The following is a 22,624-nucleotide window of genomic DNA, read 5'->3' on the forward strand; positions in this document are numbered from 1 at the left end:
TAAACTTTCTTCTTGATTTCTTCATTCTCAACTGCTAATTTAAACATTTATGCAGTTGTCCAGTATTTGGGGAGTATCACATAAATCTCAGGGAAAAATACGCCATTAAAACCAGATTCAATATAATCGTATTCATCGATCGCAAGACAACCGGACTCGCCTATGTAATTTCTTTCACAATAATAATCAAAGACCCAAAAGTTAAAATCTGAGTATTCTTTCGAAATCTGGCTTCCTTTTAGCACTTGCTCCATATTCACAATAGTCACGTCACTCAACTTTCAACAATTCTCTCACATCCACCCCCAAAATCCGCGCAATCTCAAATAGCACCTCCAACCTCGGCTGCTGCCGATTCTGCACATATGCATTCACCATGTTATAACTTTTACCCAATTGATCCGCCAACCATGTTTGCGTGATACCTTTTTCCTGCAAGACCTCTTTGATTCGGTTCATTGTTCAGCTTATTGAAATTGTCTCACAAGATACGCAAAAATCCGGTTATCATCTCATTTTGTGAGATACAATTAATCTGGCCTATAACGCAGCATAAATAACCGCCACCGCGTCAATCAAAATTAATCAACGAAGCGTATTAGAAAATACGGGAAACCGGAACGGGAATCCATTTAGGATGGTTTATATATTTCGATGAGAGACAATTACAAAACAAATTGTCTCAATAGATATCGCTTTATTCTTTGTTTGCTGACATCAATCGCTCTAAATAAGCAACCTTTTCCTTTTCAGCTTCAATAAGTCGCTCGTAGAGCTTTTTGTTTTCTTCATAAGCTTCGACAAGCTTGTCGAGGGGGTTGAATGTACAATTATGGTTGATAGCGTTAAGGGTTGACGTGTCGTGGCTGGTGAAGGTATTGGAAATAATATTTAAAGCATTCTCTTCATCAAATCGTTGGATAGCCTCTGGGCTTACTTTCAAAATTTTTGCCACCTGCTCCAGTATATCGTCTTCGATTTTTTCCTTGGCTTCCAGTTGGGATATTTTCTTTTGTGTCCAGTCTGCTCCCAATTCATAAGCAAGGGTTTCCTGCTTCATGCCCAGCATTTCCCTGAACCGCTTGATATTTCGTCCTTCGTGTACTTGTTGTGTTCTTTCCATAATGATAAAAATGATGCGACAAAAGTAGCGGACTAAATGGCTACCACCGCCGAAAATACGGAATATTTCACGAATAAGATATGCCGTTTGCGGGATAATTTATGCGGTCAATAGGTTTGAATATGCTTTTGTGGTTCTTGACCTTTGAATGTATAACCAAAATACGACAAGGCATGAAAAAGAAAAAAGCCAAGATTATCACCGTAGACATGTATCACAAGTATGCTGAAATCGATGAAATGTATTCCAGTAAAGTTAGAGAGGTAAAATTGGATATTCCATCAAATCTCAGAATGTTGTGTGCCTTACTGGATGTAAAGGTAGAAAAACTGTTAAACGATTTTATGTGGATGTTAAGTTATTCCCATCATAACTCAGCTACAATTAAGCAACGGAAAACTGCAAAGAAGTTTTTTCTCGCTTGCAAATACGGCCAGCCTCTGTATACTAAAAATCAGATCAAGAAGATGTTTGATGAACTAAAGGCTGAGCGAAAAATATACGAAACCATAGATGGTATGGATCACGAGGACAAGAAGCTGTTTTGGAAAAATAATCATATGTATATGCAGCATTGGTTCAAACGTTGGTTTGAAAAAAATAGACGGCCGGGTGATATTTCTGAGCTTGAAAAATATTAATGTGAGAAACTATGAACAATTTGACTTCTTTTCGTGCCATCCGCATCCTTACCCGGTGCGAGGTCTCTTTGCTTCAAGGTACTTCGTGTGCCATCTATGTGGATGAGCCGGACGACATCGCCGAGTGGATTGATTACCATGTGGATAATGGAGAACTAATCATCCAAACCAAGCCCATGCATTATGGCTTCTTATTGTTAAACGATAGCTACCCCAAAATACGGGTTACATGCACAGACCTAAACGGCATTCATGTTATCGATAAAGCATACGTTACAACCAAAAACGAATTTCAGGTGGAAAAACTGAGTGCCATTGTTGAAAACGGACAAATCGTTTTAAACATAAATGCGATCGCAACCGATATTACGGTCATTAAAGGAGGATCGGCAAAAATACGCGGTAATTCGCTCGTGTCCCGTATAATGGTTCACCAACATGGCATATACGTTGGCAGCGAACTCAATGCGTCGGAAGTTCACGTCCATTTACACGGTAACAGCCAAGCGACAGTTTGGGCCGAGGAAGAGCTGGAAGCAAACTTATTCAGCAAAAGCAAATTGCGCTATAAAGGAAATCCGGGAATGCGGTTGCTTCATATTGATGAAGGTTGTTCGATTAAGCCTCTGATCAACCAAGTTTCAAACGAATCCAGTATTAACCAATAAAAATTGAATGATGGATAACGCATATTTAACAAATCCGGAAGATGAATATGAAACACCTTGGTATCTATTGAAAGGTGGGATATTTGAATCCTTTCGGTACGATAGCTTCGAGTCTTTCAATGAAAAATTATGGCAGTTGCTTGTAGCAATCACATCGAAGCGTAAAAAAGAAGATCATGAAAAACAACGATTGTCAGATACACTGGCAAATATCGTATTGATGGTGAAAGGCAGTCACTACTTTTTGCATCACAAAAAGCGATTGGGATATAAGGAAGATTGGATTGACATTAAATGGTTGCCTAACCCATATCGTTGTCTGGAAAAATACCGGCCAAGGGAGGATCAAAAGCTGAATCATCACCTTGCACATTTTAGGGAGCCGTTCGCAAAACTTACCCGAGAGGAAGCCCAAAACTTTACGATAGCCTTCGAGAATTTCTTTGCCGAAATGGACTTGTCTTCCTGGCTAAACCTACTGGAGGACTGGAAATCCTGCCTGGAAGGTGACGAAACTTTGTTCGATTGGCAGGTAGACAATGCGCCATTGGAAACGTATGAAAGATTGCTGGCACTCCATGAGGCCTGTATCATAGGCTACCACTGGGCTGAAATCGACTATCCTCCACCGAACAGGCATTTGTACGAAGATTTTTTCAACACGCCTTATGAATCCTATAGGGATGCGAGCCCACTTGAATTAATTGACACCGTCTTATATGAGATAAATTATGATGTTCTGCGGCAGGATATTTTAGAGTTGTATGCCGGTTGTTCTCATCAACGTAAAGGCCTCACCATGAAGACCGACGATTTGCGATTTCATTTACGTTGGTTGCTACAAACCGGATGGTTGCTATTACAAACGGACTATTTTCCGGAAGACTGGCTGGATCCGAATAGTTTCAATTTTCTGCGATGTCCAATACCAGAAAAGGACATGGAGTACTGGCGCCCTAAAAGTCTAAGTTTTAAGGAAAGAGAGAAATTGGCCAAGACCCTGTCAAAATTGTATTACGGCGTGGAGGTGCATGATGAAATGTACTCCGTCGAAAGTAGAATGATTCGCTATTTGGACGCAAAGGATACAACCTGTTTGGGCGAAGAAAACTTTAAGACCCGGGATCGCCTGCTTAAAACCTTGGATATACTGACCTTAATTGTGTTAGACCTTTGCAAGCGGCGAACAAAACCGGATGGGATCATCTATCCGGGTGTATCCAGCGAAGAAGAAGTGACAAGCGAGAAGAAAATCGAAAATAGCACTAAAAATCTTTAAGTTATGGAAATTATAGACAAAAACGATCAGACTGATTTGGATAAGATTATTTTGATTTTGGCGAGTAAATACCATATCGACCGGATATTCCTGAATACCTATTATGCTGTTGACGTTCCTTTCTATGAGTTGGTCATTCTGCTGTCGAACAAGGAACACAAATCGGTTGGTGAGCTGGATCCGCAGATTAAAATGTCCTTGAAGGACTTTCCGAAATTCCATCATGTCACACTGGTTGCTTTTCAGGTCAAAAGTAAGCTAATCGACGGTAACCTGTACTTGCACATGACCTGCCATCCAGATAAACTGGTCTATCAAAATCCGGCGTCAACCTTTGACCTGTACCCGGAAGGGCATTCCCAGGAAAGCACGTTGGCGTCGGTCAACGAATTGTTTGATCGGGAAAACCATAAGATAAATGAATTTAAAGAGGGATACTACTATTTCAAGGAACGGAATTCGCTGTCGCATGCGGGATTTATGCTGCATCAGGTATTTGAATTGAGGTATCGCTGCATGGAGATTATGGTCATGGGAAAGGAACGCGCGACACATTCAATCCGGTCCCACCAACGCTATCTTGTCCGGATGGCTCCCTCATTGGCAACAATATTCAAAGAAGGCAAGCCCGAAGATGAAACCCTTCTTCGTTTTTTGGAAGATGTATATCGGGCGGCACGCTACGAAGACGATTTTGACGCCGATATGGACACCCTGCTTCAATTGGAAAATAGGATGGAAACCTTTATGGAACTTACGGATACGTTGTTTCAGCAATCCATAACGGATTTCAAACACCATTCTTTTACAGACAACTCCCGAGAGACAATGGTGTCGGAAAGTCAAGAAGATTCATTAAATGAGGTTATTGAAGCGGATGCTAACCCAACGGATTCTTCCGTTACAGAACATGTTGCTAATGTAAAATTGAAGTATATTACAGATAGCTTAAAGGAGACGCTTGACGACCTTTGTGGAATTTACCTGTTTGGGCGACGTACAAGATCATTTGTGATGGAAGGGATCAATGAACAGGTAGATGATGGCGTTTGCGATTTCTATTTCGACCTTCTTATTGTCAGTGAAAACGACATCCGAGAACAGGTTGGCAATGCTCAAGCATCCATCAATCAAACGGATGGAGTATCTATACTCTTACTTTCGTTTACAAAAGAGCAGATACAAAAGCAGCTAAATAAAAATAATCCATTCTTTCATCAGGCTTTGCGATATACCGAGCCGCTCTTTTGTAAGGAACATCACACACCGGATTGGAATTTCCATGAGCAGAACGGCATCCGTACGGAAGAAGAGCAAGATAAAGCGCGGACAAAATGGTTTGTTCGAGAAGATAATGCCAGCGGTTTCTATAACGGAGGTTGTGGAATTGATAATTCCGATGAAGTAAGTATTAGGGTATTTCTATATAACCAGGCCATCGAACAAGCATGCTTGGGATTATTGGAGTATTTCTACGGCTATAAACCATACAATCACAATCTCAAACATTTATACAGTTTATGTTCCAGTTTCTGGACATTTCCAAATGACATTTTTCCGAGGACCACAAATGAAGACAAAGAACTTTTTGAGGAATTGACAAAATCGGTAAATAATACGAGGTATCTTGGATGGGCAGCCTTTGATTGGGATGAAGCCCGTCGATATGAATCTAAGTGCCAACGATTTTTGAAGCATTGTAGTAACTTAGTCCGGGGTGATTGCAACATCTTATGATAGAGAAAATACGAATGTCACTGAATCGATTTTTCTTTTACAGACATTTTGTGGTGTATTTTGGCTTTCCTTTCCAGATTTAGTAGCACTGGCTGATGCATCAATTGGTAACGGTCATCCAGCACGCTGGCGTTCACGAAAGTGGTATCACCTTTTGTGTACTGCCCGTAATCCTCATGGATATGCCCAAAAACATGGAGCTTGGGTTTCACTTGATAAACTTTAAGCAATAATTCCTCACAGCCTGTTCGTTTGCTATAAACGGTCTCATCCAAAATGCCAAAAGGCGGCCCGTGGGTAATGAGGATATCGGTGTCTATGGGTATCAGATCCCAATGCGGTTTAATCTCCGCTCCCCGCTCCCGGTTGAATGCCCAATTGTTGAACCACGGGGTGATGGGCGACCCCCATAGCTTCAGTCCTTCGATTTCACAACTGGAATCATTTAGATAAACAACGCCTTTGGGTATCATCTGCTCGATAATCCGTGGGTGCGCCTGCTCGAAAAAGAAATCGTGGTTGCCAGCGATGAATACTTTGAATGTGAATTTCTGCTTGCTGAACCAATCCAAAAAATCTTCGATCTCAACTGGATGCCCCCGCTTGCTTACGTCACCAGCGTGGATGAGCATATCGCCTTTTGGCAATTTCAGTGACCGGTGCTGGCCGTGGGTATCGGAAATGATGGTAATCTTCATTGTTAGGATATGGCAAATATACGCATAAATAGGCTGTTTAACGTCCTAATCCCCGCTTCTTTCGCTTGAGCCGCTCGTCATCTTCATCGGGCGTTATCTCGATAGCCAAGCCATCAAACCAAGTGCTGCCACCAGTGTGAAAAACGGAATCGTGCTCAGGAAAAATATCGCCATCAAAAGATTTCTCGTTTTCCGTTGTTGTTTGCTGTATTCCGGTATTGCGCGGGTAATCTCCAAAAGTGTCTCCTCCATCTTCGCCAGCCGCTGATCCACCCCTCCTGAATTTGGAAGTCGCTTGTTGATGACGTTCGCTATGTCGTGCTGAAATCGGTTCAACACCTTTTGATTTTCCAGTATCCTGGTGAACAGTTCCGCCAATGCCTTGTCGATGGTCAGCGGTTCTTCCCGTTGCTCTTTCTCCGTATTTTGCTTTTGTTCGGCTGTTTGCTTGGTTAATTGCCTCGCCATGTTGAGCTTGCTCATAGCATATCTCCTTTATTAATGCGCTCCATTTAAATTGTTGCCCCAATGATCGACCTGTTACCATAAATCCGTCCATAAAATAGGTAATGCCGGAAACCCACCCGGTACGGGCTTGATTGAATAATAAGTCGATGCCATCCGTACGCAGCGTGCCAATAAAATCGTTCATGTCCTTTGATGATTCGATGGCCGCAGCCACTTTTTCCTGTAACAGCATTTTCATTGAGGCGCTTCCGGTACGGAGTATCATTTCAATTTCGTCCTTCGTCGAAGCTCTCTGCTTCGATTGTTTGCTATCGATCACTTCCATGAGTCCGTATTTCTTTTCGAGCTCCCTGACGATTTTCTCACTACGCCGATAATTATTGCTGTCGCTCACTACTTATATAATAAATTGATTTTTAAAACATTAATCCCTATATCTTATGGATTTCGATTGATGATTATCCGAACCTACTTTCCGATACAGAATTTCGAGAAGATATTATCTAACAAGTCATCGGTAGACACCGATCCGGTGATCTCACCAAGGTGGTGCAGTGCCTGGCGGATATCCAGTGCCAGGAAATCAGACGTAACGGAACCATTAATTCCCTGAAGTACCCGCTGCAATGCATCTTCCGTTTTGCGCAATGCTTCCACATGTCTCACATTGCTTACCAAAACGTCGCCCGCATCGAGGTTATGCAGATTTACCTTATGCAGCAGTTCCTGCTTCAATTCTTCAACTCCCACATTGTTTTTGGCGGATATAAACAACGGGGCAATGACACGAAGTGCATCTATGTGTTCCGGTTTCAGTAAATCCATCTTGTTCACCACCGTTACGTACGGCACATCCAACTGGGCTACTTCGGCGATCTGGCTCTTTATTTCTTCCAGATCATCCTGCTGCGGGTCGGCAAGGTATACGATCAGGCGTGCCTGCCGCATCTTCTCGCGTGTACGTTCCACGCCTTTGGCCTCGATGATGTCGAGAGTATCCCGGATACCTGCCGTGTCGATGAAGCGGAATGCAACGCCATGGATATTTATTTCATCTTCAATGGTATCGCGCGTGGTACCTGCGATGTCGGAAACGATAGCCCGTTCCTCGTTGAGCAGTGTATTGAGCAGCGTGGATTTACCGACATTGGGCCGGCCGGCTATCACCACGGGAACACCGTTTTTCAATACATTACCCTGTTCAAACGAGGCGATAAGCTTCCGGATAACACCGTTTATCTCCAAGATGAGTGCTTCAAGCTGAGAACGGTTGGCAAATTCAACATCTTCCTCCGAAAAATCGAGTTCAAGCTCGATCAACGATGCAAACTGAATCAGCTGCTCGCGAAGCTGTTTCAGCACATCCGAAAAACCACCGCGCATCTGCTGCATAGCCACCCGGTGCGATGCAGCCGAAGTGGAAGCGATCAGATCAGCTACTGCCTCTGCTTGGGAAAGGTCCATCTGCCCATTGAGGAACGCCCGTAGCGTAAACTCACCGGGGCGAGCTGCGCGCGCACCGTTATGGATCAGCAACTCGATGATCCGCTCGATGATATAGCGCGAATTGTGAGTGGAGATTTCTACTACGTCCTCTCGGGTGTAGGAATGCGGGGCAATAAATAACGAAACCAATACCTCATCCAACACCTCGTCACCATTCCTTATAGTGCCGAAATGCACTGTATGTGAGGCCTGCTCCGCCAAATTCTTTCCCTTGAAAATCCGGTTGACAATGGGTATTGACTCCGGACCGGAAAGACGGATGACAGCAATGGCGCCGCTTCCGGTAGCGGTAGCCAATGCTACAATGGTATCGTTACTTGCCATGCGGCAAACTTAGATAAATCCGGGGAAATATTCATTCATGTATGCCTCATAAGACATTAACCGATTTCCGTACCCGGCGGTATTATCGCTCGTTTCTTAACAATAATGACTCCGTCATAAATTGAATGCGTCTCGAAATCCCCGTCTTCCAGGTGTGCACCGCCCTTGATCCGCACATTGTTCCCGATGCTGCAATTTTTGTCTAGGATTGCATTCTCAATGTAGCAGTCTTCCCCTACTCCTACTAATATTCCACCCTCCTCCTTGATCTGTGCAATTTCCTCAAGTGTCTGGTAAAAATCGCATCCCATCATATAGGTACTCTTGATGACGGTACCCTGACCGACACGAGAACGGATACCGATGATGGACCGCTCGATGCGCTCCGCTGCCACGATGCATCCGTCGGCGAGGACGACCTTATCCAATATTGTACCCGAAACCTTTGAGGGGGGCAACATACGTCCGCGGGTGAAAATGGTATGTTTATCGAAGAGGTTGAACTTGGGGATATCGTCCGTGAGACCGATATTGGCTTCGAAAAACGAATCGATTGTTCCGATATCGGTCCAATACCCGTGGTACTCATAACTATGCACCTTATACTTACCGATGGAATCGGGAATCAGCTCCTTACCGAAATCCATTCCCTTGTGCTCTTCGAGCATCTTCGACAACACACCTTTGTTGAATACATAGATCCCCATGGATGCCAAGTATACCCGTCCTTCTGCTTTCATTTCATCGCTCACTTCCGATTCCCATCCCGCAAGGCGGTCTGAAGACGGTTTTTCAGTAAAGGCGGTGATGTTTGCCTCGTCGTCCGATTTCAGTATGCCGAACGAAGTCGCATCCTTCGCATTTACAGGAATGGTGGCGATGGATATATCCGCACCGGTAGTAATGTGCTGTTCTATCATTTCCTGAAAATCGATCTGGTAAAGCTGGTCGCCCGAAAGGATGAGCAGATGGTCGTAGTCGTGGTGTGCCAGGTACCGTTGCATATGCCGTACGGCATCGGCGGTCCCCTGATACCATCTTTCACCTTCTGCGGTTTGCTCAGCGGCAAGGATATCGACAAAGCCCTTGCTGAACACGCTGAAGTTATAGGTATTCTTGATATGGGAATTCAGGGAAGCGGAATTGTACTGCGTCAATACATAGATCCGGTTGTAACCCGAATTGAGACAGTTCGAAATCGGAATATCCACGAGCCGATACTTGCCGGCAATGGGTACTGCCGGTTTAGAACGTTTGTGTGTCAACGGATAAAGGCGTGTGCCCTTACCCCCTCCTAATACGACCGAAATCACGTTGTGCTTAATCATAATTTATTGGGTTATATTTTGATAAAGTTCCATGTATTTGATTGCCGATTTATCCCACGAAAAATCGAGCTTCATGACATGCTTTCGAAGTTGTTGCATCCGTTGTTTATCGTGATACAAGGATAGCGCACGGTGGACGGCTTCAACCGCATCCGCAACATATGCGTTGAGAAATGTGATGCCGTACCCTTTTTGTTCGGCGATGTCGATCACGGTATCTCTGAGGCCACCTGTACTCCGGACAATCGGAATGGTACCGTAACGCATCGAATAAAGCTGATTAAGCCCGCAGGGCTCCACCCTGGATGGCATCAGCAGGAAATCTGCCGCGGCATAAATGCGATGGGACAATTCCTCTTGGTAGCCGATATAGGCACCCAATTTCCCCGGATACTTTTCGGCAAGATAGGCAATGCTCGCCTGAACCTGCGGGTCCCCCGAGCCAAGAACCATTATATTTAAATCAACAGTCGCATCGCCCAATAAGTTTTCAATAATATCCGGCAAAAGATCGGCACCTTTCTCACCGGCAAACCGACCGATGTATGCAAACAATGGCTTTTGGGGGTCTAAGCCATAGGCGTCACACAAAAACTCCTTGTTTTTGCGCTTTCCGGACTGTACGTTGGACACCCGGTAGTGGTGAGGTAGCATCGTATCCTGGGCAGGATTCCACACCGTTGTGTCAATTCCGTTGACAATGCCCACGCCTTTGGCCCGTTCCATTGCAAACAGCCGTTCCAAACCGTTAGCCTGTAGGATCAATTCGTCGAGATAACCCGTAGATACTGCTGTAAACCTGGTGCAGCATTTAATCAATGCCCCCAACGGATTAATGACCCGGTCCCAGTCCAATAGCCCCCACTTCCATGTATCAAACGGAGGTAATAGGATCGCCTTATTCCAATCCATCCACCCCTGGTATTGCCCATTGTGTACAGTACCCACCGTTGGCACGTTCTTTAAGCCTGCAAAACGGTCGCAATGATACATCAGAAAGGGAATGAGCCCCGTGTGATGATCGTGGCAATGTATCACATCAGGTACAATATCCGCTTCGGTGATCCAATGCAGAAACCCGTGCTGGAACGCCATGAATTGTTCACTTTCGTCCGTATACCCATAGGGTTCCTCGCGATCGACCAATCCCGGTATTTTGACCAGATATAATCCAAATCCCAGGGTATCTTCCTTTTCCCGGTACACTTCCACCTCCAAAGGCCTTGATCCCTGATGGAAATTTCCGGCATAAACCCGTTCGAATTCATGCGATTGCACAAAGGGTCTATTGTACCAAGGCATGACCACCCAAGTACGCAAACCTGCTTGCTGAAGATACTTCGGTAGTGCTCCCAAGACATCGCCAAGCCCTCCCACTTTGGCTACCGGGTAGCATTCTGCGCTTAAATGTATGATATGTTTCGGTTCATTCGGCATTGCGTTTCCTTTTTTTTAACACTAGGCCTGCCAGCGGGGGCAACGTAAATTGAGCCGACCAGTCTTTATTCATCCAGCGGACTGGTTCGGCCTGTACCGTCTGCTGCTCGACGCCGCTACCAAAATAATCACCATCGTCCGAATTGAGCAAAACCTCCCACTCACCCGGTGAAGGTACTCCGCATCGGTAAAAATAACGTACTATGGGTGTTAAATTTAAGATAATTAATAGATCATTCCCAGCGTCTATCCCTTTTCTTGCGTAAGCCACCACGGAATTGGAAGCATCTCCTTCTTCTATCCATTCAAAGCCCTCCGGACTAAAGCTGTGTTCATAAAGCGCCGGTTCGTTCCGGTACAGGTGGTTAAGTGCTTTAATAAACGTAAACATTCCGTGGTGTGGTGCGTATTGCATCAGATGCCAGTCCAGCGACTTATTATAGTCCCACTCGGCGGTTTGCCCGAATTCACATCCCATGAATAGCAGTTTCGTACCGGGATGTGTGTACATATATAAATAGAGCGACCGCAGGTTTGCAAACCGCTGCCATTCGTCACCCGGCATTTTATGAACCATTGATCCCTTTCCGTGCACCACTTCGTCGTGCGACAGCGGCAACATAAAGTTCTCGTGGAATGCGTACAGCATACTGAATGTAAGCTGCCCATGGTGATGCTGCCGATACAGCGGATCACGACTGAAGTATTGTAACGTGTCGTGCATCCATCCCATCATCCATTTCATCCCAAACCCCAGTCCGCCGCTGAACGTCGGGCGGCTCACTCCCGGCCATGAAGTAGATTCCTCAGCAATGGTTTGCACATCGGGAAAATGACTGTAAACCGCCTCGTTTAATTCCTTAAGGAAGCCAATTGCCTGCAAATTTTCACGGCCACCGTATTCGTTCGGTACCCACTCCCCTTCGTTGCGCGAATAATCCAGGTAAAGCATGGAAGCCACAGCATCTACCCGAAGGCCGTCTGCATGATATCTCTCCAGCCAAAACAATGCATTGCTGATAAGGAAGGACCGGACCTCATTCCGTCCGTAATTGAAGATGTAGGAACTCCAATCGGGATGATAACCTTGTCGGGGATCGGCATGTTCATATAGGTGAGTTCCATCAAACCGGAACAGGCCGTGTGCATCCCCCGGAAAGTGCGATGGCACCCAATCCAGCAATACCCCTATGCCATTCAGGTGTAATTGTTCGATCAGGTACATCAGATCTTGGGGAGAACCGTAACGCGATGACGCGGCAAAATATCCTGTAATCTGATATCCCCACGACGGGTAATAGGGATGCTCCATAATCGGAAGCAGTTCCACATGGGTAAAGCCGGTTTCTTTTATGTATTCAACCAAACGCCCCGCAATATCCCGGTAAGTTAACAATTGCTGGGGGTTATCCGGATCACGTATCCAGGAGCCTACGTGCATTTCATAAACCGAAAGGGGTTTATTAAGTGCATTGTACTCATGCCGTGCACGCATCCATTCGTCGTCGGCCCATTCATACCAGGTCGTGGAGACGATGGAAGCGGTTCTTGGAGCACGTTCCCATTGCAGCGCAAACGGATCGCCTTTTTCGAGTACTTCGCCCTGATAAGAACGGATGTGGTATTTATAAAGTTCGCCCACGCCCACACCGGCGATATATCCTTCCCATATACCCGATCCATCCCATCGGACGTATAAGGTATGGGAGTACGGATTCCAACCGTTGAAATTGCCAACGACTGAAACGGATTCGGCATTAGGAGCCCACACCGCGAAGTAGGTTCCTCCATTGCCGTTCCGAAGGAAGGTATGCGATCCAAACTTCTCATATAGTTTGAAATGCCTGCCCGCTTGGAAGAGGCTTACATCAAAATCCGTGAATAACGAATAGACTTCTACCGAACCCTTCATAACAATTTAATTTATAATTGGTCAACAATGGCATCCACAGATCCGGCCAACTACCCGCTGATCTGTATGTTCCGGAAATCCTTTGGTACTTTCAGTATATACCTTCCCTTGGCATCTGATTCAGCGGAAACTGGCGTATCGTCTACTTTTACCTCCTTCACTTTGAAAGGCAGGGCGACAAGGTGCAGATCGTACGTATCGTATTTTTCCGAATGCAATCCCTCTTCATACTGATTGATGTTCAAGCCATTGGCAGTTCCTTTTACGACGAATTTCTTCTCCAGATAGATTTGTTGCTCGTATGCAAAGGTATCACCATGGTCTTCGTAAAGGTAGGAATTAGCTTCCTTTGAGGTGTGATACACCACCAACTTAAGTGAGTCTATTTTCTTTTCGTTGACGTACTGCATAACGGGGTATTCTGGCAGCACAGTTCCGGCTTTGATAAATATCGGCATTTTATCGATCAGTGTAACCACTTCATGTTCTTGTCCTCCCTTCAATAAGCGGTCATCCCAGTAATCATACCACTCCCCCGCAGGCAGGTACACCATTTTGCTTTGCTGTCCGGGATGTAACACCGGCGATACCAGTATTTTATCTCCGAAGCAAAATTCTTCTTCCCGTTGAATATTGCTATCCAAACACTGTTCAACCATGGTTATTGGCCGGAGGATGGGGAAGCCGTATTTAGTATGTTCCCAAAATACGGAGTAGATGTAAGGCAACAGCTTATATCGTAGCTCGATGAATTTGCGATTGAGTGCTTCATATTCTTTCCCAAAGCTCCACGGTTCGCGTTCGGCGGTATCGCCTGCGGAGTGCGCGCGCATAAAGGGAGAAAATACGCCAAACTGGATCCAGCGGGTGAATAATTCAGCATCCGGCTCGCCGCTGAAGCCTCCGATATCCGTACCGCAGAAAGGCATGCCAGACATTGATAGCCGCTGGAGCTGCAACGCACCGAGGCGTAGGTGTTCCCAGGTAGCTACGTTATCGCCCGTCCATACCGATGCATAGCGCTGCGTGCCGGCGTATGCAGCACGGGTAATGGTAAATGGGCGTTTTTTCTGAAACAGTTTCTTCAATCCTTCATATGTAGCGCGGACCATCTGCATGCCATAGACGTTGTGCGCTTTGCGGTGCGACCCACGGTAACCATCGAAATTGTGGCGCACATCGTTGGGGAATGTACCCCTGCCAAATACAGCAGGTTCATTCATGTCATTCCACACCCCCGCGACGCCAGCTTCCACCAACCCTTTGAATAGCCCTCCCCACCATTCACGTACCTCTTCGTTCGTGAAATCGGGAAATTGGCAACGACCCGGCCACACATACCCTTCCATAAAATAGTCGTCGCCCCTACGGCAGAAATAGCGATTTTTCTTCCCCTCCCGGAATACCCAGTAGTTTTCGTCAACTTTTATCCCCGGATCTATAATTACTACGGTACGAAAACCATCGTCTGCCAGCTCCTTGATCATTTTCTTGGGGTCAGGAAAATACTTTTTATTCCACGTAAAGCACCGGTAACCGTCCATGTAATCAATATCCAGGTAAATGGCATCGCATGGAATCTGACGTTCACGGAAGTTCCTTGCCAAGTCTTTCACCTTGCTTTCAGGATAGTAACTCCATCGGCATTGGTGGAATCCCAATGCCCAAAGGGGCGGCAGGTAATGCGTACCGGTTAAGGTGTGGTAACGCTTCACCACATCCATCATGTGCGGCCCATGTATATAATAGTATTGCAACTCGCCACCTTCCGACCAAAAGCTGGTTTGATCATGCGCTTCTGCAGCAAAATCAAAATAAGTCTTGAATGTGTTATCAAAGAAAATACCATAGGCATCTCCCCCATGCAAGCCAATATAAAAAGGGATACTGCGATATAACGGATCCTGATGAAACTGGAAGGAATACGTATCGGAATTCCAATTAACAAACCGCTTTCCACGGAGATTCAGATGAGTAGGTTTGTCTCCCAACCCGTAAAATGCTTCGTTGGCCATTGCCGACTTGGTGGAATACACGTAATATCCGCCGAAATCGGGATTTTCTTCCCAATGCATGGGCGCATAGTCTTTACTGTACTCCTTCCCTTCGCGATCGGTAAAGGAAACCAAAAAATCTGCCTTATTAATAACACAGGTAACGGTGTTGGTCTTTACGCGATATGCCTGTTGGTCTTCTTCAAAATTATAGACGGCAACGTGTTGGTCGGATTGGGGCACTGCATAGGAAAAGTCCTCTAAAAATTGCCCCTTAGGCGCCAAACGTACCCGTATAATCTCATCGCTGACCACCTTTATCTCCACGCTTGCGCTGCCATCGTTAAAGTAATAGTTATTATTTTCCTGATGGTATCCCGCTACGGGCCCTAAATAGTTCTTCACGATTTCCGGCAGATCCAATACCGGATTATTGACATGCTGTATACCTTCTTCGAGTACCTGCGTACTGTTATTATCTGCTTCTTGTTGTTTGGTCAAATCCTTCGCCATAAATTGTCTCTTCCTTTTTTGATTTAGCCAAAGTACATTTTTTGTTGAATTAATACAATTTATCAATACATAAATTAATTTCCAATATTTTTTGTTTCCCGGCACTTACCTTTTATATTTGCCGAATTATTCCACCATGCGATTATTAATAGTAAACATGAGTGCTTTCTTCCATCACGTACATTTCCATCATCGCCCCTGCGGCGAATGATAACCTGTATGTTTCTACGTGAAGCAAAGAATCCCGAATGTTAGTCTTTATTAATAATTATAATTAAACTCCTTGAAAAATCTAAAAATAGCCATCCAAAAATCCGGCAGGCTCAATGAAAAGTCGGTACAACTGCTTAAAAACTGCGGACTTAACTTTGAAAATTATAAAAGCTCGCTAATCACCACCGTATCCAATTTCCCGTTGGAAATCCTTTTCTTACGGGATGACGACATTCCCGAATATGTACAGGATGGAATTGCCGACTTAGGCATTGTCGGCGAGAACGTAATTGCGGAAACCGAAGCCGAGGTACGCTATTTACAACGGCTTGGGTTTGGCCGATGCAGTCTGAAAATCGCAGTACCCAGTCGTAGTGACATCCGCGAACTGTCTGATTTGAACGGCAAAGCCATTGCTACTTCCTATCCTACTATTCTTCAGAAATTCCTGACCGAAAACAAGATTACTGCTGATATCCGGATGATTTCAGGTTCGGTCGAAATTTCGCCTGCCCTGGAACTGAGCCATGCCATTTTTGACATTGTCTCCACAGGCGGAACGCTGCGCAGCAACGGGCTGGTACCCTTTGCCGATGTCATGACATCGGAAGCCATATTAATCAGCAAGAACGGCATTGATAGCAATCCGGTGGTCCGGGAATTGATGCAGCGCATCCAGTCCGTTCTCCGGGCCGCAGAAACGAAATACGTCGTACTGAACGTCGAACGCGATAACCTGGACGAGATTATTTCGCTGTTGCCGGGTGTTAAAAGCCCTACCATCGTGCCCCTCGCAGAAGAAAACTGGGTTGCCGTACACACCGTCATATCTGAGCAGGATTTCTGGGAAAAAATCAATAAACTGAAGGCTGCGGGTGCCCAAGGGATTGTCGTGATGCCCGTAGAGAAGATTATCATGTAAGGACGCCATGTTACAGACCTACCGCTATTCCACACTGCAAGAAACCGACTTCGAACGGCTTTTGGCACGCAATACCGACCCGTCACGCGGCATAGAGCAATTGGTGATGGAGATCATCGGAGATGTAAAAACAAATGGGGATGCCGCACTTAAGAAATATGCAGAAAAATTTGATGGGGTACAGTTGACCCGGCTTTATCTGGAAGCCAACGAAATCGCTTCTTTAGCCTCAACTATAGGCAGGGAACAACAGCGTGCCCTGGAAATAGCCTTTGCCAACATCTACCGGTTCCACGAAACCCAATTACGCAAGGAACGCTCCATCGAGACGATGCCCGGTGTCAAATGCTGGAGAGAGCCCCGTCCAATCGAAAAAGTAGGATTATACATTCCCGGTGGGTCAGCGGTTTTGCCCAGCACGCTGCTTATGCTTGGTGTACCCGCTCGCATCGCAGGCTGCAAGGAAATTGTGGTTTGTTCGCCCCCGCAGGCGGACGGCAAGATAAACGGCTATATCGCCTATTGCCTGCAACTGCTAAAGATCGATCGGATTTACCTGGTAGGTGGTGCCCAAGCGGTGGCTGCGATGGCTTACGGTACCGAAAGTGTGCCTAGGGTAGACAAAATTTTCGGGCCCGGCAACCAATACGTCACCAAAGCCAAAAGCCTGCTACAAGGGTTGACCAATGTGAGTATTGATATGCCTGCGGGCCCTTCGGAAGTGCTAGTCATTGCAGACGACTCGGCCAATCCGGAGTATGTGGCCGCTGATCTGCTTGCGCAAGCGGAGCATGGTGCAGATAGCCAAGCGATATTGGTGAGCACAAACGAGCAACTAATTGACAAGGTACAGGTGACTTTGAAAACACAACTTGCCTTGCTGCCCCGGGCGGCGGTAGCGGAAAAAGCCCTTGCGAACTCATATGCCATACTCTGCGCGAATCTTGAGGAAGCCATAGCCTTCAGTAATCAGTATGCCCCTGAGCATCTGATTATTGAAACGGACAACTGGGTGCCACTATTGCGGAAGGTCAGCAACGCCGGATCGGTATTCGTGGGACATCTGACACCTGAAAGTGTGGGGGATTATGCTTCCGGCACCAACCATACCTTGCCTACCAGCGGCTATGCCCGCTCGTACTCAGGTGTCTCGGTGGATGCTTTTGTTAAAAAAATCACATTTCAGCACCTCACTGCTGAAGGATTGCGAAATATCGGCCCTACCGTGGAAATTCTAGCTGAGTTAGAAGGTTTACAAGCGCATAAAAATGCGGTGTCTGTACGATTACATTAACAGGCAGCGAATCTTGACATGAATGGTAAAATTCCGTATCTTTGTAAGCTATTTCATAACATGGGGTCGACCGGAATTGACAGGATGGAGACGATTATGTAAGCATGCAGCGCGTTGGAAGTATGGCGCTTTAATCTCAACTTTCAGACTTATAAATGGCGAAAATAACTACGCCTTAGCTGCCTAATTTAGAATTAGCTCAGCTTTTGTCCCGCTCACGCTTGGTTTCGTAGTGTAGCATCCGGGGCATCGATCACGGAACTGGCTGATCCGGCGTTGCGACGGATCGGCGAGAAACAGCAACTAAGGAAAACGGTATAGGCGAGCGACCGGCCTTCCCTTTCCCGACAATGAAACGGAAGCTAAGCATGTAGAAAGCGTATATTGTACCATGTCTGGACGAGGGTTCGAATCCCTCCGACTCCACAGTATCAGGGCCCCTTACAAAGGGCCTTTTTTATTTTTTAAGGGAGGGACGAGAACCCGATGAGAGGGTTCGAACTATTCTCTGAGGAGCCTTCGTATGTGGCACGAGCGACGCGAACAATCCCTCCGACTCCTTACAAAAAATACATTTTTTCCGAAACAATCCCCTTAGGCTGTCCGTTCCTTTCTAAGGACAGCAATTGTTAAACTGATAAAGAGGAGGACGATTATGCGACGGTTGCTTTTTAACACGGTGACCTGTTTGTTGTTTTTTACAGCTTGCGAGAAAGACGAAGGGTCCGATCAATCCATGACCCTATACTCGGACTTTTCGGACGGTAAAGACGGTTGGCAAGCCGGATTTTCCGAATACAGCGGCGAAAATGCGGAAAGCTACGAATTAGCGGAAGGAATCGCACCGTTGCCACCCCCATTGGATGAAACCAAGATGGCTTACCGGATTTCGGGCATGAACCGCAGTGACGACCTTTTCATGTACCTCACCAAACGGGTACAGGGTCTTGAACCCAACGTCACTTATAAAGGGAAATTCACACTTCAGATCGCGTCTGATGCCAAGAGCGGCGGTGTAGGAGCCGGCGGAGCTCCTGGCGAGTCGGTAGGTTTAGGTATAGGCCTTACCGTTGATCAGCCCCTATCCGCTCCGGACGAGGATAATTTCTATCGGATGAATATTGATAAAATCCAACAGTGCTGCACCGATGGAACTGACATGAAAGTAATTGGAGATGTTTCCAACGGCACGGATGACTATGTATATACGCTTATTGAGCGAACCGGCGAATTTTCAGCGACCACCGACCACCAAGGTGTTCTATGGATTATCATCGGTACAGATTCCGGTTATGAGGGCAAAACCACATTATATTACTCCGATATCGAAATAATTCTCGAAAAAACATAGGAAAGATCTAGCAAACCCCTTGATAATCAAAAATAATATCTCTACCTTTGCCGTCCTTAAAATACATTTAGGACAAAAGTAAAATTTAAAATTGTAAATGCCTACTATTCAACAATTAGTTAGAAAAGGTAGAGTAGCTCTGGAGGATAAGAGTAAGTCCCCAGCGTTGGACAGCTGTCCACAGCGAAGAGGCGTGTGCACACGCGTGTACACCACTACCCCTAAAAAACCAAACTCAGCAATGCGTAAAGTGGCCCGTGTGCGCCTTACCAACGGAAAAGAGGTGAACGCATACATCCCTGGCGAAGGCCACAATTTGCAAGAACACTCCATTGTATTAATCCGCGGTGGTCGGGTAAAAGACCTTCCCGGTGTGCGTTACCACATCATTCGTGGTGCGTTGGATACGTCGGGTGTTGCCGGACGTAACCAACGCCGTTCTAAATACGGAACCAAACGTCCGAAACCCGGACAGCCGGCTGCTCCGACAAAAGGCAAAAAATAATTAAACGGAGGATAATAAGATGAGAAAGTCAAAACCAAAGAAAAGAATCATTTTACCTGATCCGAAGTTTAATGATGTTCAGGTAACGCGTTTTGTCAATAACATGATGATTGACGGCAAGAAATCACTTGCTTATACCATATTCTACAAATCGATGGACCTGGTCGAAAAACGGACCAGCGAAAATGGTTTGGATACCTGGAAGAAAGCACTCAACAATGTGATGCCTTCTGTCGAAGTAAAATCCCGTCGTGTAGGGGGAGCCAACTTCCAAGTACCTACGGAAGTCCGCCCCGAGCGTAAGGTTTCGCTGGGCATGAAATGGCTGATCAGCTTTGCGCGCAAACGTGGTGAAAAAACCATGTATGAGAAGCTGGCTGCTGAAATCATTTCCGCTTCCAAAGGCGAAGGTGCAGCTGTAAAGAAGAAAGAAGATACGCACCGCATGGCGGAGGCCAACAAGGCATTCTCGCATTTCAGGTTCTAAATTTCGCAAGATAACCCAATGAAACCACACCGATTTGAAGGACGACGTAACTACCTCCTAAAATCGGTGTGTTTTTTTAGCGAATCAACAGCTTTAGCAACATGTCAAGAGATTTAAAATACACAAGAAACATTGGTATTGCCGCTCACATCGATGCAGGCAAGACCACAACCACCGAGCGCATCCTTTTTTATGCCGGTGTAAATCACAAACTCGGTGAAACACACGAGGGTTCTGCAACGACAGACTGGATGGCGCAGGAACAAGAACGCGGCATCACGATCACGTCAGCAGCAGTCACGGTATTCTGGAATTACCGCGGCAACAAGTACAATGTTAACATCATCGATACACCGGGACACGTGGATTTCACCGTTGAGGTAAACCGTTCTCTCCGGGTATTGGATGGATTGGTTTTCCTGTTCTCAGCCGTTGACGGTGTAGAACCCCAATCTGAAACAAACTGGCGACTGGCGGATAACTATAAGGTACCCCGTATCGGATTCGTCAACAAAATGGACCGTTCAGGTGCTGATTTTCTTAACGTCGTAAAACAAGTTAAGGAAATGCTTGGTTCGGAAGCAGTTCCCTTGCAGTTACCGATCGGATCCGAAGATAACTTCAAAGGTGTAGTGGACTTGATCAACAACCGGGGCATTGTATGGAATGAAGAAGATAAGGGAATGACCTTTACGGAAGTCCCCATCCCTGACGATATGGTGGACGAAGTAGCCCAGTGGCGCGAAAAATTGCTCGAATCTGTAGCTAGCTACGATGAGTCATTGATGGAGAAATTCTTCGATGATCCAAATTCCATTACCGAACGGGAAGTGTTGGACGCTTTGCGTAAGGCCGTTCTTGACAACTCCATTGTTCCCATGGTTTGCGGTTCTTCTTTCAAGAACAAAGGTGTACAGACCATGCTGGATTTTGTGATGGAATTGCTTCCCTCCCCTGTGGATCAAGAAGCTGTTGGAGGTACGGATCCTAGAACCGGCAATGAAATTATCAGGAAACCGGACGAAAAAGAACCGTTTGCAGCCTTGGCATTTAAGATTGCTACCGATCCTTTTGTTGGCCGCTTATGCTTCATCCGTGTATATTCAGGCAATCTGGAGGCAGGTTCTTATGTATATAACAGCCGGTCGGACAACAAGGAACGGATTTCCCGTATTTTCCAAATGCATGCCAATAAGCAGAATCCCATTCCGAACATCGGTGCGGGAGATATCGGTGCGGTGGTAGGCTTTAAGGATATTAAAACCGGTGATACCCTTTGCGACGAGAAAAATCCGATCGTGTTGGAATCCATGGTATTTCCTGAGCCGGTTATCGGTTTGGCCATTGAGCCTAAAACGCAAGCGGATGTTGATAAATTAGGGGTTGCTCTTGGCAAATTGGCTGAGGAAGATCCTACTTTCCGTGTTCAGTCTGATGAGGAAACCGGTCAAACTGTCATTTCCGGAATGGGTGAATTGCACCTTGATATCCTGATTGACCGTTTGAGACGTGAATTCAAGGTAGAAGTAAACCAAGGAGCACCGCAGGTGGCCTACAAGGAATCCATCACGGGCACTACGCAACACAGGGAGGTATACAAGAAGCAAACCGGTGGACGCGGTAAATTTGCCGATATCCAAGTGGTTGTCTCACCGGTTGATCCGGATTGGGATGTCGTTAAGTCTCCGCTGCAATTTGTGAATGAAATCGTAGGTGGAGCTATTCCCAAAGAATACATCCCATCGGTACAAAAGGGTTTTGAAGCTTCGATGGTCAACGGCGTACTAGCCGGATATCCGTTATCAAGCATGAAAGTACGTCTGATCGACGGTTCATTCCACGCAGTTGACTCCGATTCCTTATCATTCGAAATCGCAGCGCGTACCGCATTCCGTGAAGCGCTTCCGAAATGCCGTCCTGTATTGATGGAGCCTATCATGAAGATCGAAGTACTTACCCCTGAAGAAAACATGGGAGATGTAATGGGTGACTTGAACCGTCGCCGCGGTCAGTTGCAAGGTATCGATACACGTGCGGGATCACAGGTGATTAAGGCCCTCGTACCGCTTTCCGAAATGTTTGGCTACGTTACGCAATTGCGTACCATTACTTCCGGACGTGCTACCTCTACGATGGAATTTGACCATTATGCTGAAGCACCGAAGAACATTCAGGATGAGGTGATTGCCAAGGCAAAAGGCAAAGTAAACGTTTAACACGAATA

The 22,624-nt window shown here is 46.0% G+C and carries 19 protein-coding genes and 1 other RNA gene; 11 read left to right on the forward strand and 9 right to left on the reverse strand.

Going from position 1 to position 22,624, the window contains the following annotated elements; all coding sequences use genetic code 11:
• Positions 1-270: 270 nt before the first annotated feature.
• Together IEX60_RS19230 and IEX60_RS19235 are read right to left on the reverse strand one after the other, a co-directional pair.
• Positions 271-459 (reverse strand): helix-turn-helix transcriptional regulator, encoded by a 189-nt coding sequence (locus IEX60_RS19230; protein ID WP_188753042.1) that lies wholly within the window; start codon positions 457-459, stop codon positions 271-273.
• Positions 460-697: 238 nt separating this feature from the next.
• Positions 698-1,123, reverse strand: a complete 426-nt coding sequence (locus IEX60_RS19235; protein ID WP_188753043.1) for a helix-turn-helix transcriptional regulator — start codon at positions 1,121-1,123, stop codon at positions 698-700.
• Between the two features lie 173 nt (positions 1,124-1,296).
• On the opposite strand from IEX60_RS19235, the gene IEX60_RS19240 reads away from it, so the two are divergent.
• Genes IEX60_RS19240 through IEX60_RS19255 form a run of 4 tightly spaced genes read left to right on the forward strand, consistent with a single transcriptional unit; the run spans position 1,297 to position 5,448 of the window.
• Complete coding sequence (locus IEX60_RS19240; RefSeq protein ID WP_188753044.1) at positions 1,297-1,764, forward strand: hypothetical protein; 468 nt, start codon at positions 1,297-1,299, stop codon at positions 1,762-1,764.
• Between the two features lie 11 nt (positions 1,765-1,775).
• A complete protein-coding gene (locus IEX60_RS19245; RefSeq protein ID WP_188753045.1) occupies positions 1,776-2,432 on the forward strand; it encodes a GIN domain-containing protein in 657 nt (218 codons plus the stop codon).
• A 7-nt stretch (positions 2,433-2,439) separates the two neighbouring features.
• Entirely contained in the window at positions 2,440-3,711 is a 1,272-nt protein-coding gene (locus IEX60_RS19250; protein WP_188753046.1) for a hypothetical protein, read from the forward strand.
• Positions 3,712-3,714: 3 nt separating this feature from the next.
• Positions 3,715-5,448 carry a HEPN domain-containing protein gene (locus IEX60_RS19255; protein ID WP_188753047.1) on the forward strand — a complete coding sequence of 578 codons (1,734 nt, stop codon included), beginning with the start codon at positions 3,715-3,717 and terminating at the stop codon, positions 5,446-5,448.
• Positions 5,449-5,465: 17 nt separating this feature from the next.
• On the opposite strand, the gene IEX60_RS19260 is transcribed toward IEX60_RS19255, so the two are convergent.
• The 7 genes from IEX60_RS19260 to IEX60_RS19290 form a co-directional block, all read right to left on the reverse strand.
• Positions 5,466-6,146, reverse strand: a complete 681-nt coding sequence (locus IEX60_RS19260; protein WP_188753048.1) for a metallophosphatase domain-containing protein — start codon at positions 6,144-6,146, stop codon at positions 5,466-5,468.
• Between the two features lie 37 nt (positions 6,147-6,183).
• A complete protein-coding gene (locus IEX60_RS19265; protein ID WP_229717655.1) occupies positions 6,184-6,939 on the reverse strand; it encodes a hypothetical protein in 756 nt (251 codons plus the stop codon).
• A 143-nt stretch (positions 6,940-7,082) separates the two neighbouring features.
• Positions 7,083-8,444 carry a tRNA uridine-5-carboxymethylaminomethyl(34) synthesis GTPase MnmE gene (gene mnmE, locus IEX60_RS19270; protein WP_188753050.1) on the reverse strand — a complete coding sequence of 454 codons (1,362 nt, stop codon included), beginning with the start codon at positions 8,442-8,444 and terminating at the stop codon, positions 7,083-7,085.
• A 56-nt stretch (positions 8,445-8,500) separates the two neighbouring features.
• Positions 8,501-9,769, reverse strand: coding sequence for a glucose-1-phosphate adenylyltransferase (locus IEX60_RS19275; protein WP_188753129.1), 1,269 nt, complete (start codon positions 9,767-9,769; stop codon positions 8,501-8,503).
• A 6-nt stretch (positions 9,770-9,775) separates the two neighbouring features.
• Positions 9,776-11,209 (reverse strand): glycogen synthase, encoded by a 1,434-nt coding sequence (locus tag IEX60_RS19280; RefSeq protein WP_188753051.1) that lies wholly within the window; start codon positions 11,207-11,209, stop codon positions 9,776-9,778.
• Positions 11,199-13,121, reverse strand: coding sequence for a 1,4-alpha-glucan branching protein GlgB (glgB, locus tag IEX60_RS19285; protein ID WP_188753052.1), 1,923 nt, complete (start codon positions 13,119-13,121; stop codon positions 11,199-11,201). Before glgB ends, IEX60_RS19280 begins: the two co-directional genes overlap by 11 nt.
• 50 nt (positions 13,122-13,171) lie before the next feature.
• Positions 13,172-15,628: a glycoside hydrolase family 31 protein gene (locus IEX60_RS19290; protein WP_188753053.1), complete on the reverse strand. Its 2,457-nt coding sequence runs from the start codon at positions 15,626-15,628 to the stop codon at positions 13,172-13,174.
• A 283-nt stretch (positions 15,629-15,911) separates the two neighbouring features.
• Here IEX60_RS19290 and hisG point away from each other — a divergent pair, with 283 nt between their 5' ends.
• The 7 genes from hisG to fusA all read left to right on the forward strand — a co-directional run bounded on the left by hisG (position 15,912) and on the right by fusA (position 22,616).
• Positions 15,912-16,763: an ATP phosphoribosyltransferase gene (hisG, locus tag IEX60_RS19295; RefSeq protein WP_188753054.1), complete on the forward strand. Its 852-nt coding sequence runs from the start codon at positions 15,912-15,914 to the stop codon at positions 16,761-16,763.
• A 7-nt stretch (positions 16,764-16,770) separates the two neighbouring features.
• Entirely contained in the window at positions 16,771-18,057 is a 1,287-nt protein-coding gene (hisD, locus tag IEX60_RS19300; RefSeq protein WP_188753055.1) for a histidinol dehydrogenase, read from the forward strand.
• Positions 18,058-18,119: 62 nt separating this feature from the next.
• Positions 18,120-18,486: a transfer-messenger RNA gene (gene ssrA, locus IEX60_RS19305) on the forward strand.
• A 226-nt stretch (positions 18,487-18,712) separates the two neighbouring features.
• Entirely contained in the window at positions 18,713-19,408 is a 696-nt protein-coding gene (locus IEX60_RS19310; RefSeq protein ID WP_188753056.1) for a hypothetical protein, read from the forward strand.
• Positions 19,409-19,505: 97 nt separating this feature from the next.
• Positions 19,506-19,913 carry a 30S ribosomal protein S12 gene (rpsL, locus tag IEX60_RS19315; protein ID WP_188753057.1) on the forward strand — a complete coding sequence of 136 codons (408 nt, stop codon included), beginning with the start codon at positions 19,506-19,508 and terminating at the stop codon, positions 19,911-19,913.
• Positions 19,914-19,932: 19 nt separating this feature from the next.
• Positions 19,933-20,400 (forward strand): 30S ribosomal protein S7, encoded by a 468-nt coding sequence (gene rpsG / locus IEX60_RS19320; protein ID WP_188753058.1) that lies wholly within the window; start codon positions 19,933-19,935, stop codon positions 20,398-20,400.
• A gap of 101 nt (positions 20,401-20,501) precedes the next feature.
• Positions 20,502-22,616 carry an elongation factor G gene (gene fusA, locus IEX60_RS19325; RefSeq protein ID WP_188753059.1) on the forward strand — a complete coding sequence of 705 codons (2,115 nt, stop codon included), beginning with the start codon at positions 20,502-20,504 and terminating at the stop codon, positions 22,614-22,616.
• Positions 22,617-22,624: the final 8 nt, after the last annotated feature.

Origin of the sequence: Parapedobacter defluvii (assembly GCF_014642075.1) — a bacterium.
In the GTDB taxonomy this organism is placed as follows: Bacteria; Bacteroidota; Bacteroidia; order Sphingobacteriales; family Sphingobacteriaceae; genus Parapedobacter; species Parapedobacter defluvii.